The sequence below is a fragment of the Rhodanobacter sp. G1 genome (genome assembly GCF_055397855.1).
In genome coordinates, this window is sequence record NZ_AP039674.1 from 1,031,627 (window position 1) to 1,048,971 (window position 17,345).

Annotated in this window: 12 protein-coding genes; 1 reads left to right on the forward strand and 11 read right to left on the reverse strand. The window is 62.6% G+C overall.

Features of this window, described 5'->3' with window-relative positions:
• Positions 1-3 precede the first annotated feature (3 nt).
• From ACZ5Z2_RS04645 to ACZ5Z2_RS04655, 3 genes are all read right to left on the reverse strand, one after another.
• Positions 4-309, reverse strand: a complete 306-nt coding sequence (locus ACZ5Z2_RS04645; RefSeq protein WP_464760793.1) for a hypothetical protein — start codon at positions 307-309, stop codon at positions 4-6.
• 83 nt (positions 310-392) lie between these two features.
• Complete coding sequence (locus tag ACZ5Z2_RS04650) at positions 393-911, reverse strand: hypothetical protein (RefSeq protein WP_464760794.1); 519 nt, start codon at positions 909-911, stop codon at positions 393-395.
• Entirely contained in the window at positions 908-3,826 is a 2,919-nt protein-coding gene (locus ACZ5Z2_RS04655) for a LysM peptidoglycan-binding domain-containing protein (protein ID WP_464760795.1), read from the reverse strand. The genes ACZ5Z2_RS04650 and ACZ5Z2_RS04655 overlap by 4 nt, the downstream gene beginning before the upstream one ends.
• A gap of 279 nt (positions 3,827-4,105) precedes the next feature.
• Between ACZ5Z2_RS04655 and ACZ5Z2_RS04660 the strand changes: the two genes are divergently transcribed.
• Positions 4,106-4,852, forward strand: coding sequence for a transposase (locus ACZ5Z2_RS04660; RefSeq protein ID WP_464760796.1), 747 nt, complete (start codon positions 4,106-4,108; stop codon positions 4,850-4,852).
• 472 nt (positions 4,853-5,324) lie between these two features.
• Here ACZ5Z2_RS04660 and ACZ5Z2_RS04665 read toward each other — a convergent pair whose 3' ends face one another.
• The 8 genes from ACZ5Z2_RS04665 to ACZ5Z2_RS04700 all read right to left on the reverse strand — a co-directional run bounded on the left by ACZ5Z2_RS04665 (position 5,325) and on the right by ACZ5Z2_RS04700 (position 17,338).
• Positions 5,325-5,795 carry a hypothetical protein gene (locus ACZ5Z2_RS04665; protein WP_464760797.1) on the reverse strand — a complete coding sequence of 157 codons (471 nt, stop codon included), beginning with the start codon at positions 5,793-5,795 and terminating at the stop codon, positions 5,325-5,327.
• 16 nt (positions 5,796-5,811) lie between these two features.
• Complete coding sequence (locus ACZ5Z2_RS04670) at positions 5,812-10,296, reverse strand: putative Ig domain-containing protein (protein ID WP_464760798.1); 4,485 nt, start codon at positions 10,294-10,296, stop codon at positions 5,812-5,814.
• A gap of 9 nt (positions 10,297-10,305) precedes the next feature.
• On the reverse strand, positions 10,306-10,653 hold the full coding sequence (locus ACZ5Z2_RS04675; RefSeq protein WP_464760799.1) for a hypothetical protein: 348 nt from the start codon (positions 10,651-10,653) through the stop codon (positions 10,306-10,308).
• 14 nt (positions 10,654-10,667) lie between these two features.
• Positions 10,668-11,081: a hypothetical protein gene (locus ACZ5Z2_RS04680; RefSeq protein ID WP_464760800.1), complete on the reverse strand. Its 414-nt coding sequence runs from the start codon at positions 11,079-11,081 to the stop codon at positions 10,668-10,670.
• Between the two features lie 76 nt (positions 11,082-11,157).
• The gene (locus ACZ5Z2_RS04685) at positions 11,158-11,595 is read right to left on the reverse strand and encodes a hypothetical protein (RefSeq protein WP_464760801.1); all 438 of its coding nucleotides are present in this window, start codon (positions 11,593-11,595) and stop codon (positions 11,158-11,160) included.
• Positions 11,596-11,800: 205 nt separating this feature from the next.
• Positions 11,801-16,258 carry a putative Ig domain-containing protein gene (locus ACZ5Z2_RS04690; protein ID WP_464760802.1) on the reverse strand — a complete coding sequence of 1,486 codons (4,458 nt, stop codon included), beginning with the start codon at positions 16,256-16,258 and terminating at the stop codon, positions 11,801-11,803.
• 82 nt (positions 16,259-16,340) lie between these two features.
• Complete coding sequence (locus ACZ5Z2_RS04695; RefSeq protein WP_464760803.1) at positions 16,341-16,646, reverse strand: hypothetical protein; 306 nt, start codon at positions 16,644-16,646, stop codon at positions 16,341-16,343.
• Positions 16,647-16,732: 86 nt separating this feature from the next.
• Positions 16,733-17,338 (reverse strand): hypothetical protein, encoded by a 606-nt coding sequence (locus ACZ5Z2_RS04700; protein WP_464760804.1) that lies wholly within the window; start codon positions 17,336-17,338, stop codon positions 16,733-16,735.
• Between the last annotated feature and the right edge of the window lie 7 nt (positions 17,339-17,345).

Below are 17,345 nucleotides of genomic sequence, written 5' to 3' on the forward strand. Positions count from 1 at the left end.
GTCTTACTCCTTGTCGAACCCGTGGCGCAGGCGCCACACCACGCGGCTCCAGAAGCCTGACGGTGGCGGGTATTCCGTCATGTCATCGTCGTCATGCAGCGTGACCCCAATCAACCCCCACCGACTCGCCATGCGCATGAACTGTGCTGCTTTCTTTTCGCCAAGGAACAGCGTGTACCTCTTGCCCGCGCGCAGACGCTCGATCACCTTCATTGCGTCCGGGGTATCGCCACACTCCCTGTGGAACCAACGGCCGAAGCCGTCGATATCCACTTCGGACGAACAGCCGCGAACAACGACGTAGCTCATGATTCGACACCCTTATCGCCGCACGGAAAGTTGCACCACGGCCTGCGCCAAAATTTGCCTATTGTGTTTGGAACACAAGATTCTCAGGCTTGGTCGAGCCAAAATTTCTTACCATCCGAAGCAATCAGTCTCGAAAAAAAGCTAGAAATGCTTGGAGAAATCTCCCTCCAATTATCCGGAGTTGTTTCAAGAAAGCAGTCCATGACGGGGCTTAGACTCTTATCGGATTTAGTCGCCAAATATGAGCCGTCCCCGAGGCATTCACCAAATACTAAAATCGAATCATCCCATTCCGATGGATCATAGGAATCTCTTATTTGCCCAGTTCTTGAAACCAAATCCTCGATGCCGAAAATTCGATAACCATCTATTCCTTTAAAATTGTATATATCAAATCCGTCACTAATGGATAATAACGACTGCAGCTCGGACGGGACAAAATATTCTCCCAAAGCGATATGATTGAGCAATCCACTTGAGGCGGGTTTGTTATATCTGAAATTTCTTTCGATAGCTCTGCCTTTTTCATCCACACATGACTTTGAGCCCGAACGAGTGTCTTCCATCAATTTTTGAAATTCCGAAAACAATACTTTACTCATGGAAAACTCCTCCACCAAGTAGTGAATGGCAGATGTTGTTCAGGGCTTAAAGGCACCAAATTTTCGAATGCATTGGTTCCCCCCTTTGACAGCGGTTGAATGTGATGGATTTGAACGTCACCATCAGGCCAGTCATATCCCTGATCGCTCCACCAATCTCGGAAGTCGGATTTGTAAGCCGTGGTGAAATCAGACCTAAGAGCGACATTGCTTGGGGTATATGGCCCATCTGGGAAAGGAACTTCGCCATACGTGGGGACATCGATTGTCGGATATGGCACCCCCTTGGCATTTACTGGCCAAGGGATCGTGTTTATTGTTTGTTCCGCAGATGCCACATCTCCTGCGTCTGGAAATTCTGTAGTCTCCTCTGTCAAGTTGACCAACGGCGACCTGACGTTCAGCGGGACACCCGAGTTGAGTTGCCCCAGTGAGCTGTCGAGATACAGCGGCGATCTTACCGCATAGGTTGTGTCGAGCGTCGTCAGGGTGATGCCGTCACGCCCGATTCCAAGCTCCGCGTTGAGCAACGAATTGGACGGCGCCATGCCTGTCAACGGATCAACCACGGCACCCGCTCCCGTGAAAGCCGTTGCCCCCGATTGAACCGCCTGCAGGTAGGCAAGCACCTTGTCATCCGTGTTGCTCGACAAACTGGCTACCGCCAGCGACTGCCCCATGAGGCTTGCCTGGTAGGGGACGTTTTCTATCCCGTTGCCGACCATGTCCAGGAAGGCAACCGGCGCACTCACGAGGCTCACCACACCGGACATCAAACGATTGCCGAAGCTCGCATCCGGATCGAACAAGGTATTGACCGCATCGTTGTACGTTGTGGCAATGCTGTCCGGTGGCACGTACAGCGACGTATCGAACGGAACAGAGGATGTCTGTCCGGTCGTTCTTGGGGCTCCACTCATGGTGGTCAATTGCAACTGGGCCTGTTGCGCTTGCAACTGATCCTGTGTCGACCCACTCATCGACCCGGCCAGTGCGATTTGCGCCAGCAATTGCCTGTCCTTCGCGCTACCCGGCACCACGTCCATTTCCTGCAGCCGAAGCTGGTTCACCACCGAATCGCTACCCGGGTAGCTCCAGGCGCTATCGGGGACATTCGTGCTATCGCCAACGCCTGCATCCGTGGTTACCGGTGTGGGATCCGATGCAGGCCACGGCGCCACATCGACGGCCAATTGCTTCTGGTACATCGCCGCCGCGATCTGGGACGACATGTTGTTGCTGTCCTGTTGGCCCAGCGCATCCATATCGCCAGCCACATCGACGCTTGTCTGTTGGTCGAGGTCAGAGCCGATCCTTGCTTGCTGCTGATCCAGCAAGGCATTCATTTGGGCGTTGAGCTTTTTCTCCGCGGCGTTCATCTGAACATCGTGGATGCCCATGGCCGCAGCGTTGCCCAACGCATTGCCGAACACGTCCTCGCCGACCTGCGCCCAGCTCTGCACACGGTTGCTGCCCATGGCCACGCCCACTTCGCGCTGGGTCACGTCCTGCGCCACGTTGGCTTCGACGCGATCCCAGTAGACCTCGCCCGTGTCGCCGGCACTGGCCTGGGCGTTGGTCGGCCCGAGTTCGCCACCCGCCGCCGATCCGGCGGCCGAAGCCACCAGGCCGGCCCAACTGAAGGAGCTGGCTTGCCCGGTGAGTTTTCCAGTCTCGTAGGTGCCGGCATAGCTGGCCGCCCCAATCAAGGTATTGCCGGCCGTGTTGATGCCGTTGCCCGTTTCACTGGAAAAAGTATCGGCCAGCGCACCGCCCTGGCTGAACGCTTGGCTCAAACCGCCACCGATGGCGCCGCCCACGGCGCCTTCCAGCACCTGTCCGAACGAGAAGCCGTGGCTGACGCCCAGCGCATCGCCGGTCAACTGGCTGGCGGCCGAGCCCACGGCACCGGCAACCGCACCGGCGGCAAGACCCGCGAATTCGCCAAGGCTCGCAAATGCAGCCGCCGCCGCCCCTGCGGTCAAGATGGTCGCCACGACGGCCACCGCAATCACCACGATCTCCGCGATCGGGTTGCACCCCGCGCTGCTCGGCGGCGGCGGTGGTGCCGCCGGCAGGTTGGGCGTGGTGCTGCCCACGATCTGGCCCGGGTCGTACGGCTTGAACGTGTTGGCCGTGTTCGCCTCCGTGCGCACCGTCGGGATCGTCAGGGCCTGGCCCGCCACCAGATCCGCGTCACCGTTCGCCAGCCCGTTCGCCTCCGCGATCAGGTAGCCGTACTGGCTGTCGCCGTATTGCGCCTGCGCGATCCCGGCCAGCGTGTCGCCCTGCTGCACCACGTACTGGCCCGGCTCGCCGCTGGTGAAGTCCGTGCTGGATCCCGGGCCGCCGATGTCGCCCGCCTCGTCCAGCGTGCTCAGCGCCTGGCCGTTCGCGTACACGTAGTGGTCGCTCGCGTTGCCGCCCGTGCCGCTGAACGTGCCCCCGCTCACCGTGCCCTTGCGCTGCGTCAGGATCTCCCCGTCGCCGTCGTAGCCGTACACCCGCACCGTGTTCTGCGCCGCGCCGCTGTTGGCCTGGCTCGTCTGCGCCACCGCGATGCGCTGCCCGAACGCATCGTAGTCGCTGGTATCCGTGGCCGGCACGTAGCCGGACACCGACGGCGTGCCGCTCGTCGACTGCTCCAGGTAGCCGTCCTTCTTGAGGTAGCTCACCGTGTAGCTTGCCCCGAAGCCGCCCGTGCTCGTGCCCGGCGCCGGGTTCTGCGTGTAGCTGTACGCCGTCACGTTCCCTGCATGGTCGAACGCCGTGTAGTCGGTGACCGAGCCTACGGCCAGCGGGCCGTCGCTGCTCAGGCTGGGCACCGCGTCCTGGCCGCCGTCGGGCAGCGTGCCGTCGTTGGCGTAGCGGTTGGCGATGGCCAGCCAGTCGCGGTCGGGAGCGCGGTAGCTCACCTGCGAGGTGACCTGGCCGTCGGCGTCGTAGCCACTCGCTTCACCGTTTGCCAGCCAGCAGGGCCTAAACCAACGCGCTCCATCGCGGATAAGTGTTTCATGACATCCACGAAGCTTCTGCTCTCCCTGATGTGCGGGCTGCTGTCTTTGGTCGGGCTGGACTGGCTACGTCGCCGGTGGCCCTTGCCTCGATGGCGGCGTGCCCATGCTTGGCGACGATATGGGCGGCGCCTTGCCTGTGCGCCCCACCGAGTGTGCACCCGCGCCAAGCCGGCATGGGTGCGCGAGGAACTCATCGCACTGGCGGCTCGCTGCACGGGCCTAGGGTGTCGCGTGCTGGCGGATATTTTCAATCGCCGACACGTCGGAGGCATGCGCGTCGGCAAAACCTTCGTTGCCGATCTGCTCAAGCAGCACCAGGCCGACATCCGGCTGGAAAGACAAACGCTCAGGCGACGCAAACACACACCCGGCAGACCCAACCTCGTCTGGGGCCTGGACGGCACCGGCAAGACGGACGAAGCCGGCGAACAGCATTTCCTGCTGGGCATCGTCGATCATGGCACGCGGCGATGCCTCACGCTCGAAGCACTCAAGGACAAGGCTGCCGTGACCGTGGTGCGCATGCTGTGCGAAGCCGTCGAATGCCACGGTGCGCCGAAGGCTGTCCGTACCGACAACGAAGTGGTTTTCCGCAGCACCACGTTTCGCATGGCCTTGCGCCTGTTGGGCATCCGCCACCAGAAAACCGAACTGCATTGTCCATGGCAGAACGGTCGTATCGAGCGCTTCTTCGGTACGCTCAAGGGCAAGCTCGACCACTGGGCGGTAGCCGACGCCGACGCGCTGCAAGCGTCGTTGGCGGTCTTTCGCGGCTGGTACAACCATGTGCGCCCGCATCAGCACTTGTGCGGTCTCACACCCATGGAGGCCTGGGAAGGCACCGACATCCGCCAACCACCTCGGCGGCGGCTGTGGTTCGAGGGGTGGGATGGGTTGTTGCAGGGCGAATACCTGCAACGCTGACGCCACACAACACCACACCACGGCGACGCCATGGCCATGCCTGTCCGGATCGCGGAAGGCTCAAAGCCGTTCGTATCGTCAAAGAACTGCGGTTTTGGCGTGGAAATCCTGAAAAAAGCGCACGTCCGACAAGCCGGAGGGGCGTTTATCAGACACTGCCGGCGCTGGTCGCTTCGAAAAAAGGGCCTGCCAACGACCTGGAAGGGCTATTCGGACAGCGGACGGCACACCGGATCACGGAAGGCTCAAAGCCGTTCGTATTGTCAAAGAACAACGGTTTTGGCGCGGGAATCCTGGAAAAGCGCATGCCCGACAAGCCGAAAAGGCGTTTATTGGCCACTACCGGCGCTGGTCGCTTCGGAAAAAGGGGCCTGCCAACAACTCGGAAGGGCTATTCGGACAGCGGACGGCACAGTGCGACCGAGGAAGCGCGGCGTATGCAAGCGGCGTGACGGCGGTGGGGTGGGGTGTTTCACTGGCCCGGGTTCGACGAAAAAACTTTCGTCCGTTCGATCCCTTGAAGTCGCGAGCAGTCGCCCGTCCGATTCAGCACATAGACGTCCACGTGATCGTCCACGAAGAAGAAACGGAACCCATAAAAGCATGGCGGATTCTCGACGAAGCTCCGGATGGGAGCAGTGATGTCGTGCACCTTGCTATCCGCAGAGATCCAATGGATCTCCGCCGATTCTGGGATCGGAACCGTGAGATCTTCAGAAACAGCGATCATATGACTCGGCTTGTAATCGCTATTTGCCGTGCCGGTCGGTATTACAAAGTTCCCGTACTGGATTCTGACGTCATGCACTTCACCTTTGCCATCATTTCCGAATTCAAACATCTGCAACACTTTCCCGCTCATGGCCATCTCCGCGCGAACACATCCCACTGTCAACATCGCCACGATCGCGACAATCATCATCTTCGACAATCTGGTCTTCATGTCCAATTCCTCGGTTTCAGTGATCCGACTCTGGATACAGGAGCTTCGGGTTGGGGCTCGGGTTGACGTAGATCGTGCGATTCAATTGCAGCCCAAAGTTATGCAGGACGTTGTCGATCGGCCAGCTTGAATCGTGCACCCGCATGTTGTCCTGCGAGTAGTCGTTCACGTTGTAATCGTAACCTTGGTTGTTGTTGTCGTAGCCTACGCTGGGGCTCGTCAAAGAATTGAGCGGCACGCCAAGCTGTTGCAGGAAGCTGTATCCCATGTCCAGCGAGTAATACGAATACGGATTGGGATAGCTGCCGCCAATGTCCGAGTGCACGCCTGGCATGGTCAATTCCACGACTTGCCCGTCGTTGTAGAACCCGTTGGTTTCCTCACTGGGATCAACTGCAGAGGTCAACGGGAAGAACAGCCGCGATTCGTCTCGTGCCGTGATTTCAAGCACGTGTTCCGCGCTCGACGGAATGTTGAGGTCGTAACCCAGGTTGATGTCGCTCCCGGCAATCCCAAAGGACGCCACCGGATCATAGAGCACCATCGCCCCGATCTGCGGCGCCTGATCGCCGCTGTACGTCAGCGGATTCCCATTAGCATCGAACTCGCCGGGAATGGGCACGCCTTGTTGTACCAGATTTCCGAAGTCGATGGATTCCGCCGCGCCACGGCTGAACCCGATCGTGTTGACGATGATGTTGGCTTGAGGGTCATTGCCGTAAATTTGTTGCATTCGGCCTTCGAGCTCAAGCATCGCTCTATCTACGCGGTCTTGACCACCTAAGCCAAATGCACCCCCCATAAACGACCCTTCATCGCCAGTGCCAACCCCTTGCTCGTAAATCTTGAAGGATTGCTGACCATCAGCCTGCAGCAAACTGTCAGCAAAGATTCCTGGGTTCGTTGGATCGAGCATTTGCCTAAAATCATCGTCCGTGCCGTCAAACACCGCAGTGATGTAGTACGTGTGCGGATCGTTCGCCGGTGCCAGCGGCGACAAACCCAAGCCTTGCACATTGCCCAATTGCGTTGAAGCCATTTGAAGATCACCCGCGGGAAGCAGCATGCCCGTCGGATCAACGATCGAAGCCGGCCCCTGTAATCCGCCGTTCTCAAATATGTTGATCCCTTGCTGGTCAAGGAGTTGCGCTCTCGCCAGCGCAGCATCCTCGTCAACACCTTGACCTACCTTCTGGTCATAGAACGCTTTGGCTTCAGGGCTTAGCTGCTTGATGGCTGCGTTGCGCTGTTCAACGTGGTTGATCTCACCAACCACCGCATTCCCCAGCGCATTGCCAAACGCATCCTCACCGATCTGCTGCCAGCCTTGCACGTGATCGTCGCCGAGCAATTGCGAGGTCTCGCGGTCGAGGCCGCCGGACAGCAGCCCGCCGGCCACGTTCTGGACGAAGCTGCTGTCGGTGGCCGCGCCGATCCGTTGCAGCGGTTCGCCCTTCAGGTTCGCTGCACTCGTGACACCTGAGGCCACCGCCGCCGCCACCACCCCCGCCCAGCTGAAATGCTCCGCCTGCCCGGTGACCTTGTTGGCCGCCACGCTGGCCGCATAGTTGCCCGCGCCGAACGCCGCCGCGCCCAGCGGACGCAGGTTGCCATTGCCGTCCGCCAGTACCGAGAACTCGCCCCCGGTCGCGCTGAGTGCTTCGCCCACGCCAGCGGTGAGCCCGGCGCCCAGCCCCGCCGACAGCATCTGGCCGAATGAGAACCCGCTGCTCACGCCCAGCGCATCGGCCGCCAGTTGGCCGGCCGCGTTGCCTACGGCCCCGCCGATCGCCGCCGAGGCGATTATTTCGCCCGTGGTGAGCCCGAGTCCGGCACTGCCGCCTGCCAGCACGCTGGCACCGGCCGCAAAGGTGGTGGACGCCGCCGCAGTACCTGCCGCGGCGGCGGTACCCGCCGCTGCCGCGCCTCCTGCAGCCGCACCACCGGCCGCTGCACCGCCCGCGGCGGCCCCGCCTGCCGCGGCTCCACCGGCACCCGCGCCGGCACCAGCACCCGCGCCGGCGCCGGCAAACCCCTCCGCCGCCGCTCCCGCGGTGTAGATCGTGGCGATGATCACCACCACGATCACCACGATCTCCGCGATCGGGTTGCACCCCGCGCTGCTCGGTGGCGGCGGCGGTGCCGCCGGCAGGTTGGGCGTGGTGCTGCCCACGATCTGGCCCGGGTCGTACGGCTTGAACGTGTTGGCCGTGTTCGCCTCCGTGCGCACCGTCGGGATCGTCAGGGCCTGGCCCGCCACCAGATCCGCGTCACCGTTCGCCAGCCCGTTCGCCTCCGCGATCAGGTAGCCGTACTGGCTGTCGCCGTATTGCGCCTGCGCGATCCCGGCCAGCGTGTCGCCCTGCTGCACCACGTACTGGCCCGGCTCGCCGCTGGTGAAGTCCGTGCTGGATCCCGGGCCGCCGATGTCGCCCGCCTCGTCCAGCGTGCTCAGCGCCTGGCCGTTCGCGTACACGTAGTGGTCGCTCGCGTTGCCGCCCGTGCCGCTGAACGTGCCCCCGCTCACCGTGCCCTTGCGCTGCGTCAGGATCTCCCCGTCGCCGTCGTAGCCGTACACCCGCACCGTGTTCTGCGCCGCGCCGCTGTTGTCCTGGCTCGTCTGCGCCACCGCGATGCGCTGCCCGAACGCATCGTAGTCGCTGGTATCCGTGGCCGGCACGTACCCCGACACCGACGGCGTGCCGCTCGTCGCCTGCTCCAGGTAGCCGTCCTTCTTGAGGTAGCTCACCGTGTAGCTTGCCCCGAAGCCGCCCGTGCTCGTGCCCGGCGCCGGGTTCTGCGTGTAGCTGTACGCCGTCACGTTCCCTGCATGGTCGAACGCCGTGTAGTCGGTGACCGAGCCTACGGCCAGCGGGCCGTCGCTGCTCAGGCTGGGCACCGCGTCCTGGCCGCCGTCGGGCAGCGTGCCGTCGTTGGCGTAGCGGTTGGCGATGGCCAGCCAGTCGCGGTCGGGAGCGCGGTAGCTCACCTGCGCGGTGACCTGGCCGTCGGCGTCGTAGCCGCTGACCTCGCCCGTCGCCAGCCAGCCGCCGGTGGGCACGTAGACCCACCCCTTCGGCAGGTCGGTGGTGCCGTATACCGCCTGCTCCGCGTCGCTGCGCAGGTAGGTGTTGTCGCTCAGCCGGTGGCCGTCCGCGTCGTAGGTATCGTGATCCTGCGCGCCCAGGCTGCCCTCGTGCTGGGTCAGGTCGATCGCGTAGTCGCTCTCGGTCAGTTCGTTGCGCGTGTCGTACACCAGGCGCTGGCTCATCACGTCGCCGGCCGCGTAGGTTTTCTGGTGGGCCAGTACGCCGGTGGTGTAGGTGCTGGCGTTCACGGTGGTGCGGGAGGCCACGTTGCCCGCCGCGTCGTACTGGTTCGCGTAGGACGGATCCGCGTAGCTGCCCGCCGTCACCACGATCTGGCCGTCCTGCAGCGCGCCGTTGTTCACCACCACCCGGTTGTCCGCGTCGTAGGTGAACCAGTAGCTCTGGATGTCCGGCGCCGGTGCCGGCGCGGCGGCTGCCTGGACGGTGGCCGCCGTGCGCACCTGGGTTTGCAGCCGCACGGCCTGGGTGCCGCCGCCCGTGCCCACGAAGTAGAGGTCGAAGCTCACGCTCACCGACTTGCCGTCCACCGGATCGGTGGCCGTCAGCACCATCGTTCCGTAGTTGTGGTCGTTCTTGATCTTGGGCAGCGCGGCCGTGCTCAGCATGCCGGTCGTACTGTTGAAGGTCACCGTCGCGGGGTACGACCCGGACAGCGCATACGTCAACGCGCGCCCGGTCGGGTTGGTGAAGGCCCCCGCGGGCGGCGCCCAGCTGTTGGATCGCCCGTAGTAGAAGTCCACCTCCGACGGCACGCCGCCGTGGTACACCGGGGGCTGGTCGACCGGCGCACTCACCGTGAGCGTGAAGGTGGCCGAGGTGGAGGCCCCCTGGCTGTCGGTGGCCGTGTAGGTGATGGTCGAGGTGCCGGTGGCCGTGGGCGTGCCGCTGAACGTGCGCGTGGTCGCATTGAAGGTGATCCCCGCCGGCAGGCCCGTGGCGCGGTAGGTGATCGCGTCGCCGTTGGGGTCGGTGGCTGCCGGCGCCACGTAGGCGGTCATCGCCGTGCCGCTGACTGCCGACTGGTTCGCCAGGGCGCCGAGCACCGGCGCCTCGTTGGCCACGGTCACCGTGAAGGTCGCGCTGCCCGCATGGCCCAGCCCGTCCGTTGCCGTGACCTTGATCGTGTAGCTCCCCGCCGTCACCGCGCCCACGTCGAGCGACGTGCCGCTCCACGTCAGGCCGCTCGGCAAGGCGGCCCCGCTGGACAGCGTGGCCGTATAGGTCAGGCCGTGCCCGTAGGGATCGCTGAAGGTGGTGCCCTGCACGACGGCCACCCAGCCTTGCCCCGGGTTGGCCGACACGTTGGACAGCGCCTGCTGCGGGGCCGGCGGCGCGAAGTCGTTGGTCAGCGTGAAGGTGCCGGCCACCGTACCCGCGTGCAAGGCGGGCACTCTGATTGTTCACAGGACGCCATCGCCTTTGCGCGCTTCGTACTCTTTGAACCGGTTCGGGAACACGATGTTCTGGAAATCCTGCAGCAAATGAGCCCCCTTTTTTCGCTCACCCTGCTGATAAGCTGCCAAGGCGTCACGTAGCAAGTCCCTGAGCTGTTGCAGAACTGCAGGATCTTTGATCGTCTTTTCTACCAGAGGAAGACCCTCATGGTGGAGTTCATCAAAAGCGATCAAGAGGTTCTTTTTTTGATCGGAGCCGAAGGGCCCGATAATTGGAAAGCGATCCGGTGCGGTTAGGACAATCGAGTTCACTCGTGCCTTCAAATCGGAAAGCCTTTGGAGCTTGGCAGCCATAGAAATTCCCTCTCTCACCAAGGCGGCAACACGCTATAAGAGCCGCCCATCTGGGTGGGTCTCACGATCGTTATATTGCTGCCACGGGAGTAGTCAAAGAAGCCTCTCACTTGAGGCGTACCCCACGTCTTATTCGCGAGCGTGGCATCGAAGATTTGATTGGCGTCGGGGATGCTCACGTCGGGAATTCTGTACGCACTCGGATTCGACGGATCGCGTAAATAGCGGTTGATCTGGATCAACTCGCCATTACCTTCGCCGATTCCTTCATCCGCGATCCAGCGCTGCATATAGTCGCGTGCGTAGTCGTCCGTAAACTGACCGAGCACCGTGTTCTTGCTCACACCCGAGGGCGCCGTTAGGAGCCCATCATCCCAAGCCTGGTTCGCCAGCGTGAAACCATCGTCCACGAAACCCTGGTACTTCACGTAGGCCGCCTGTGAGAACTCCTGCACGGAGGCGTACCCCGATTTGCCGATCGAGGTGGCTCCCGCGTTTGGAACATCAAACCTGCCAAGCCTTCAAAAGGTTGGTGCGCAATGACTCATTGCGCCAAACCGAACAAACATACGCCAAATAGTCGTGATCCTCATCCAGCTCCGGAACTGCGAGCAGATTTTGGGTAAGCCCCCTCCACCAAGCCGGGTACGAAATATCAGTGCGACGAGCATCATCACTAACTGAAAAAAATGTTGTTTGGGTAGGCACGTCATGTCTATACGTGATACGAAGATTTTTACCCAAAGGCCACCTCGCCTCGTCAATCTGAAGGTATAGAACACCACCCTCGGCGTACATAGAAACGCAATGCTCACCAACCGACTGTATATTTCCGCTGACAGACCCGACAAAATCATCCGGCAGCAATCTAATCACACCCTTTTCAGGACTGAATTCAACCATCTTATTTTTAGCGAAAGGCATCTTAAGTATCATTTTCAATGGCCTGCCACCGTAGCTATACCCGTAAGAACATCCATGGTTGGATTAGTTCTCATTCCCGCCTGTATTACACCTTGGGGCGTGCCGTATTTTGCCAACTGCATTTCATAGGTTGGGCCTAATGCGTTTTCGTAAGTAATCATATTGCGCTCGTATACCGCCGGCAGCTCGCTCTCAGAATAATAAGAAAGCCGGCTTTGGTTTCTTAACTGACTAGCTGCTGGGCAATCTCTTCATCTGAAACCCCCTGACCCTGAAGAGATTGCACAAAATCACTTTCAGCCTGCAAGCCACTATGGTACTGAAGGCGAATCGCTTGCGCGTTTGCGACCTGCTCGGAATCGGTCCAATCAACGGGCCACCTTGTTGAGGCAAAAGGTGACTCCTCGGTAGGTACATAGCCATATACACCTCGCGAATCTGCAACAAGATCGGCGGGCAACTCCTGCAGCGTGTATGAAAATTTCGATAGCGTGTCTGGAATTCCTCGACCAAATGCACCCTCCAATTCTTGCCCAACTGCATCGGCGCCACCTTCCAACCAACCTACGCCTATCATTGCAGCATTCGCTGCTGAATTGAATCGGATATCCCAAGCTTCCTGCCCCATGACAGAGCTGCCGGTGAACGGATTGATGCCTTGTTGGGTCACGACATTATCGGTGGACCACAAGGCACTCCAGCCAGCATAGATGTTGCCCATCCCCGCAACCAACTTGGGGGCCATCAATTGCGCGGCTGCCATTGTTGGATTGATTGCCGCATCCATCGGCGTGACCGCTTGGGCATTGTTCTGCAGGCCATCGTAAAACCTGTTGAGCGCAGTCTCCGGCGTAGCGTGGAAACCGTACCTGTCTGCGTTTTCACGAGCAATTCTTGCGTCGTAGGCTTGTTGTGCCTGTTGTGCCCACAGCCGGGTTTGCTGGCTTCGATATGCGTCAAGCGCCGCCTGTGAGGTGGTGGCCAGCGGTGCCGCCTGGTGGTTCAGCAATGCCCATTCCCACAGGTTGGCGTAGTCGGCATTGAACTGGTCATTCTGCGTCACCATCACCTCGGGCAGTAATGGGACATGGGTGGGCACAACAGGCGTCGTGGACGGATCGTAGTCGGTCGAGTGCCACTCCGTCACCGTACTGTCGTCACTGTCACTGACCGGACTCGCCGCTACGGATCCGATGGAGGCGAGCTCGCCAGGGTCGTCCATGACATCCAGCGTCTGCGGCCCGAGTTGGATTTGCGGCTTTCCGGAATCCACGGGAATCCTCGGCAACGCACTGGGGTCGTTGATACTCGCGATGGCTGCGTTCGCCAGCGCATTGCCGAACGCATCCTCGCCGATCTGCTGCCAGCCTTGCACGTGATCGTCGCCGAGCAATTGCGAGGTCTCGCGGTCGAGGCCGCCGGAGAGCAGCCCGCCGGCCACGTTCTGGACGAAGCTGCTATCGGTGGCCGCGCCGATCCGTTGCAGCGGTTCGCCCTTCAGGTTCGCTGCACTCGTGACACCCGAGGCCACCGCCGCCGCCACCACCCCCGCCCAGCTGAAATGCTCCGCCTGCCCGGTGACCTTGTTGGCCGCCACGCTGGCCGCATAGTTGCCCGCGCCGAACGCCGCTGCGCCCAGCGGACGCAGGTTGCCATTGCCGTCCGCCAGTACCGAGAACTCGCCCCCGGTCGCGCTGAGTGCTCCGCCCACGCCAGCGGTGAGCCCGGCGCCCAGCCCCGCCGACAGCATCTGGCCGAATGAGAACCCGCTGCTCACGCCCAGCGCATCGGCCGCCAGTTGGCCGGCCGCGTTGCCTACGGCCCCGCCGATCGCCGCCGAGGCGATTATTTCGCCCGTGGTGAGCCCGAGTCCGGCACTGCCGCCTGCCAGCACGCTGGCACCGGCCGCAAAGGTGGTGGACGCCGCCGCAGTACCTGCCGCGGCGGCGGTACCCGCCGCTGCCGCGCCTCCTGCAGCCGCACCACCGGCCGCTGCACCGCCCGCGGCGGCCCCGCCTGCCGCGGCTCCACCGGCACCCGCACCCGCGCCGGCAAACCCCTCCGCCGCCGCTCCCGCGGTGTAGATCGTGGCGATGATCACCACCACGATCACCACGATTTCCACGATGGGGTTGCACCCCGCGCTGCTCGGCGGCGGCGGTGGTACCGCCGGCAGGTTGGGCGTGGTGCTGCCCACGATCCGGCCCGGGTCGTACGGCTTGAACGTGTTGGCCGTGTTCGCCTCCGTGCGCACCGTCGGGATCGTCAGGGCCTGGCCCGCCACCAGATCCGCGTCACCGTTCGCCAGCCCGTTCGCCTGCGCGATCAGGTAGCCGTACTGGCTGTCGCCGTATTGCGCCTGCGCGATCCCGGCCAGCGTGTCGCCCTGCTGCACCACGTACTGGCCCGGCTCGCCGCTGGTGAAGTCCGTGCTGGATCCCGGGCCGCCGATGTCGCCCGCCTCGTCCAGCGTGCTCAGCGCCTGGCCGTTCGCGTACACGTAGTGGTCGCTCGCGTTGCCGCCCGTGCCGCTGAACGTGCCCCCGCTCACCGTGCCCTTGCGCTGCGTCAGGATCTCCCCGTCGCCGTCGTAGCCGTACACCCGCACCGTGTTCTGCGCCGCGCCGCTGTTGTCCTGGCTCGTCTGCGCCACCGCGATGCGCTGCCCGAACGCATCGTAGTCGCTCGTCTCCGTCGCCGGCACGTAGCCGGACACCGACGGCGTGCCGCTCGTCGACTGCTCCAGGTAGCCGTCCTTCTTCAGGTAGCTCACCGTGTAGCTCGCCCCGAAGCCGCCCGTGCTCGTGCCCGGCGCCGGGTTCTGCGTGTAGCTGTACGCCGTCACGTTCCCTGCATGGTCGAACGCCGTGTAGTCGGTGACCGAGCCTACGGCCAGCGGGCCGTCGCTGCTCAGGCTGGGCACCGCGTCCTGGCCGCCGTCGGGCAGCGTGCCGTCGTTGGCGTAGCGGTTGGCGATGGCCAGCCAGTCGCGGTCGGGAGCGCGGTAGCTCACCTGCGCGGTGACCTGGCCGTCGGCGTCGTAGCCGCTGACCTCACCCGTCGCCAGCCAGCCGCCGGTGGGCACGTAGACCCACCCCTTCGGCAGGTCGGTGGTGCCGTATACCGCCTGCTCCGCGTCGCTGCGCAGGTAGGTGTTGTCGCTCAGCCGGTGGCCGTCCGCGTCGTAGGTATCGTGATCCTGCGCGCCCAGGCTGCCCTCGTGCTGGGTCAGGTCGATCGCGTAGTCGCTCTCGGTCAGTTCGTTGCGCGTGTCGTACACCAGGCGCTGGCTCATCACGTCGCCGGCCGCGTAGGTTTTCTGGTGGGCCAGTACGCCGGTGGTGTAGGTGCTGGCGTTCACGGTGGTGCGGGAGGCCACGTTGCCCGCCGCGTCGTACTGGTTCGCGTAGGACGGATCCGCGTAGCTGCCCGCCGTCACCACGATCTGGCCGTCCTGCAGCGCGCCGTTGTTCACCACCACCCGGTTGTCCGCGTCGTAGGTGAACCAGTAGCTCTGGATGTCCGGCGCCGGTGCCGGCGCGGCGGCTGCCTGGACGGTGGCCGCCGTGCGCACCTGGGTTTGCAGCCGCACGGCCTGGGTGCCGCCGCCCGTGCCCACGAAGTAGAGGTCGAAGCTCACGCTCACCGACTTGCCGTCCACCGGATCGGTGGCCGTCAGCACCATCGTTCCGTAGTTGTGGTCGTTCTTGATCTTGGGCAGCGCGGCCGTGCTCAGCATGCCGGTCGTACTGTTGAAGGTCACCGTCGCGGGGTACGACCCGGACAGCGCATACGTCAACGCGCGCCCGGTCGGGTTGGTGAAGGCCCCCGCGGGCGGCGCCCAGCTGTTGGATCGCCCGTAGTAGAAGTCCACCTCCGACGGCACGCCGCCGTGGTACACCGGGGGCTGGTCGACCGGCGCACTCACCGTGAGCGTGAAGGTGGCCGAGGTGGAGGCCCCCTGGCTGTCGGTGGCCGTGTAGGTGATGGTCGAGGTGCCGGTGGCCGTGGGCGTGCCGCTGAACGTGCGCGTGGCGGGGTCGAAAGCGATCCCCGCCGGCAGGCCCGTGGCGCGGTAGGTGATCGCGTCGCCGTTGGGGTCGGTGGCTGCCGGCGCCACGTAGGCGGTCATCGCCGTGCCGCTGACCGCTGTCTGGTTCGCCAGGGCGCCGAGCACCGGCGCCTCGTTGGCCACGGTCACCGTGAAGGCCGCGCTGCCCGCATGGCCCAGCCCGTCCGTCGCCGTGACCTTGATCGTGTAGCTCCCCGCCGCCACCGCGCCCACATCGAGTGAGGTGCCGCTCCACGTCAGGCCGCTCGGCAAGGCCGCCCCGCTGGACAGCGTGGCCGTATAGGTCAGGCCGTGGCCGTAGGGATCGCTGAAGGTGGTGCCCTGCACGACGGCCACCCAGCCTTGCCCCGGGTTGGCCGACACGTTGGACAGCGCCTGCTGCGGGGCCGGCGGCGCGAAGTCGTTGGTCAGCGTGAAGGTGCCGGCGACCGAACCGGCCTGGCCGTTCGTGGCGACGATCTCGATCTGGTAGCTGCTGTCCCTCTGGTAGGAGCCGCTGCCCACGCTGGAGGTCTGGTAGCTCAGCGTGGTCGGCACGCCGGTGATCACGCCCGTGGCGGCGTTGATGCTCAGCCCCACGCTGCTCAAGTCCACCCAGTGCGCCGGCACGTCGCGGCTGCTGGTGTCGGTGCCGCCGTCGCATCGGCGATGCGATCTTTCAACGGTGGATACCCTGGCAGAGCGCAGCGTCTTACTCCTTGTCGAACCCGTGACGCAGGCGCCACACCACGCGGCTCCAGAAGCCTGACGGTGGCGGGTATTCCGTCATGTCGTCGTCGTCATGCAGCGTGACCCCAGTCAACCCCCACCGACTCGCCATGCGCATGAACTGTGCTGCTTTCTTTTCGCCAAGGAACAGCGTGTAGCTCTTGCCTGCGCGCAGACGCACGATCACCTTCATTACGTCTGAAGTATCGCCACACTCCCTGTGGAACCAACGACCGAAGCCGTCGATATCCACTTCGGACGAACAACCACGAACAGCGACGTAGCTCATGATTCGACACCCTTATCGCCGCACGGAAAGCTGCACCACGGCCTGCGCCAAAATTTGCCCACTGTGTCTGGAACATCTATTTTTTTTTAAGCTACAAGTTCTGTAACCGCGCGCTTCCAAAACGTTGATTGTTCATCAGTGCAATTGAAGTGAGCGCAGCACAGGTTCATTTCAGACAGCGCATTGGATGGCGACTCTTGATGGAAAAAAGATATTGCATGGAGATTCCCAGCAAGCAAAAGGAAGACCTCAAAATTCTCCGCAATATTGGCGCTCTCAACTGCCGGAGATGACATTACATCAAGCAGCACTACAACATCTGGCCGCTTGCTCTCTATCGACCCAACGCAAATTAGATTTGCTTCCTGCCTACCCACAATTAGCAGGGCTGCGTTGCGTGCGGCCATTTCCCCTGAAGTGGATCCGGAATTCGCCTTCAACAGTGACTCAACCAAGCTCCCATTGCGATTGAAGGTAGGCCAAAGTGCGAAGTATCCCAGTGACACACCAAATACACCGACCTCGCGGATACAACGAACATACAGCGGCGGCAAAGCAATGCCGCGCGCCAAGATATCTAACGCGTCCTTTGACACACCTTCAGGTTTTATTGCGACCTCGTCGGCAATTTGTGGAACCTTCTTCGCCAATCCATTTGTATAGGCCACGAGCTCACTAAGATTCTTAATCATCGCTGTA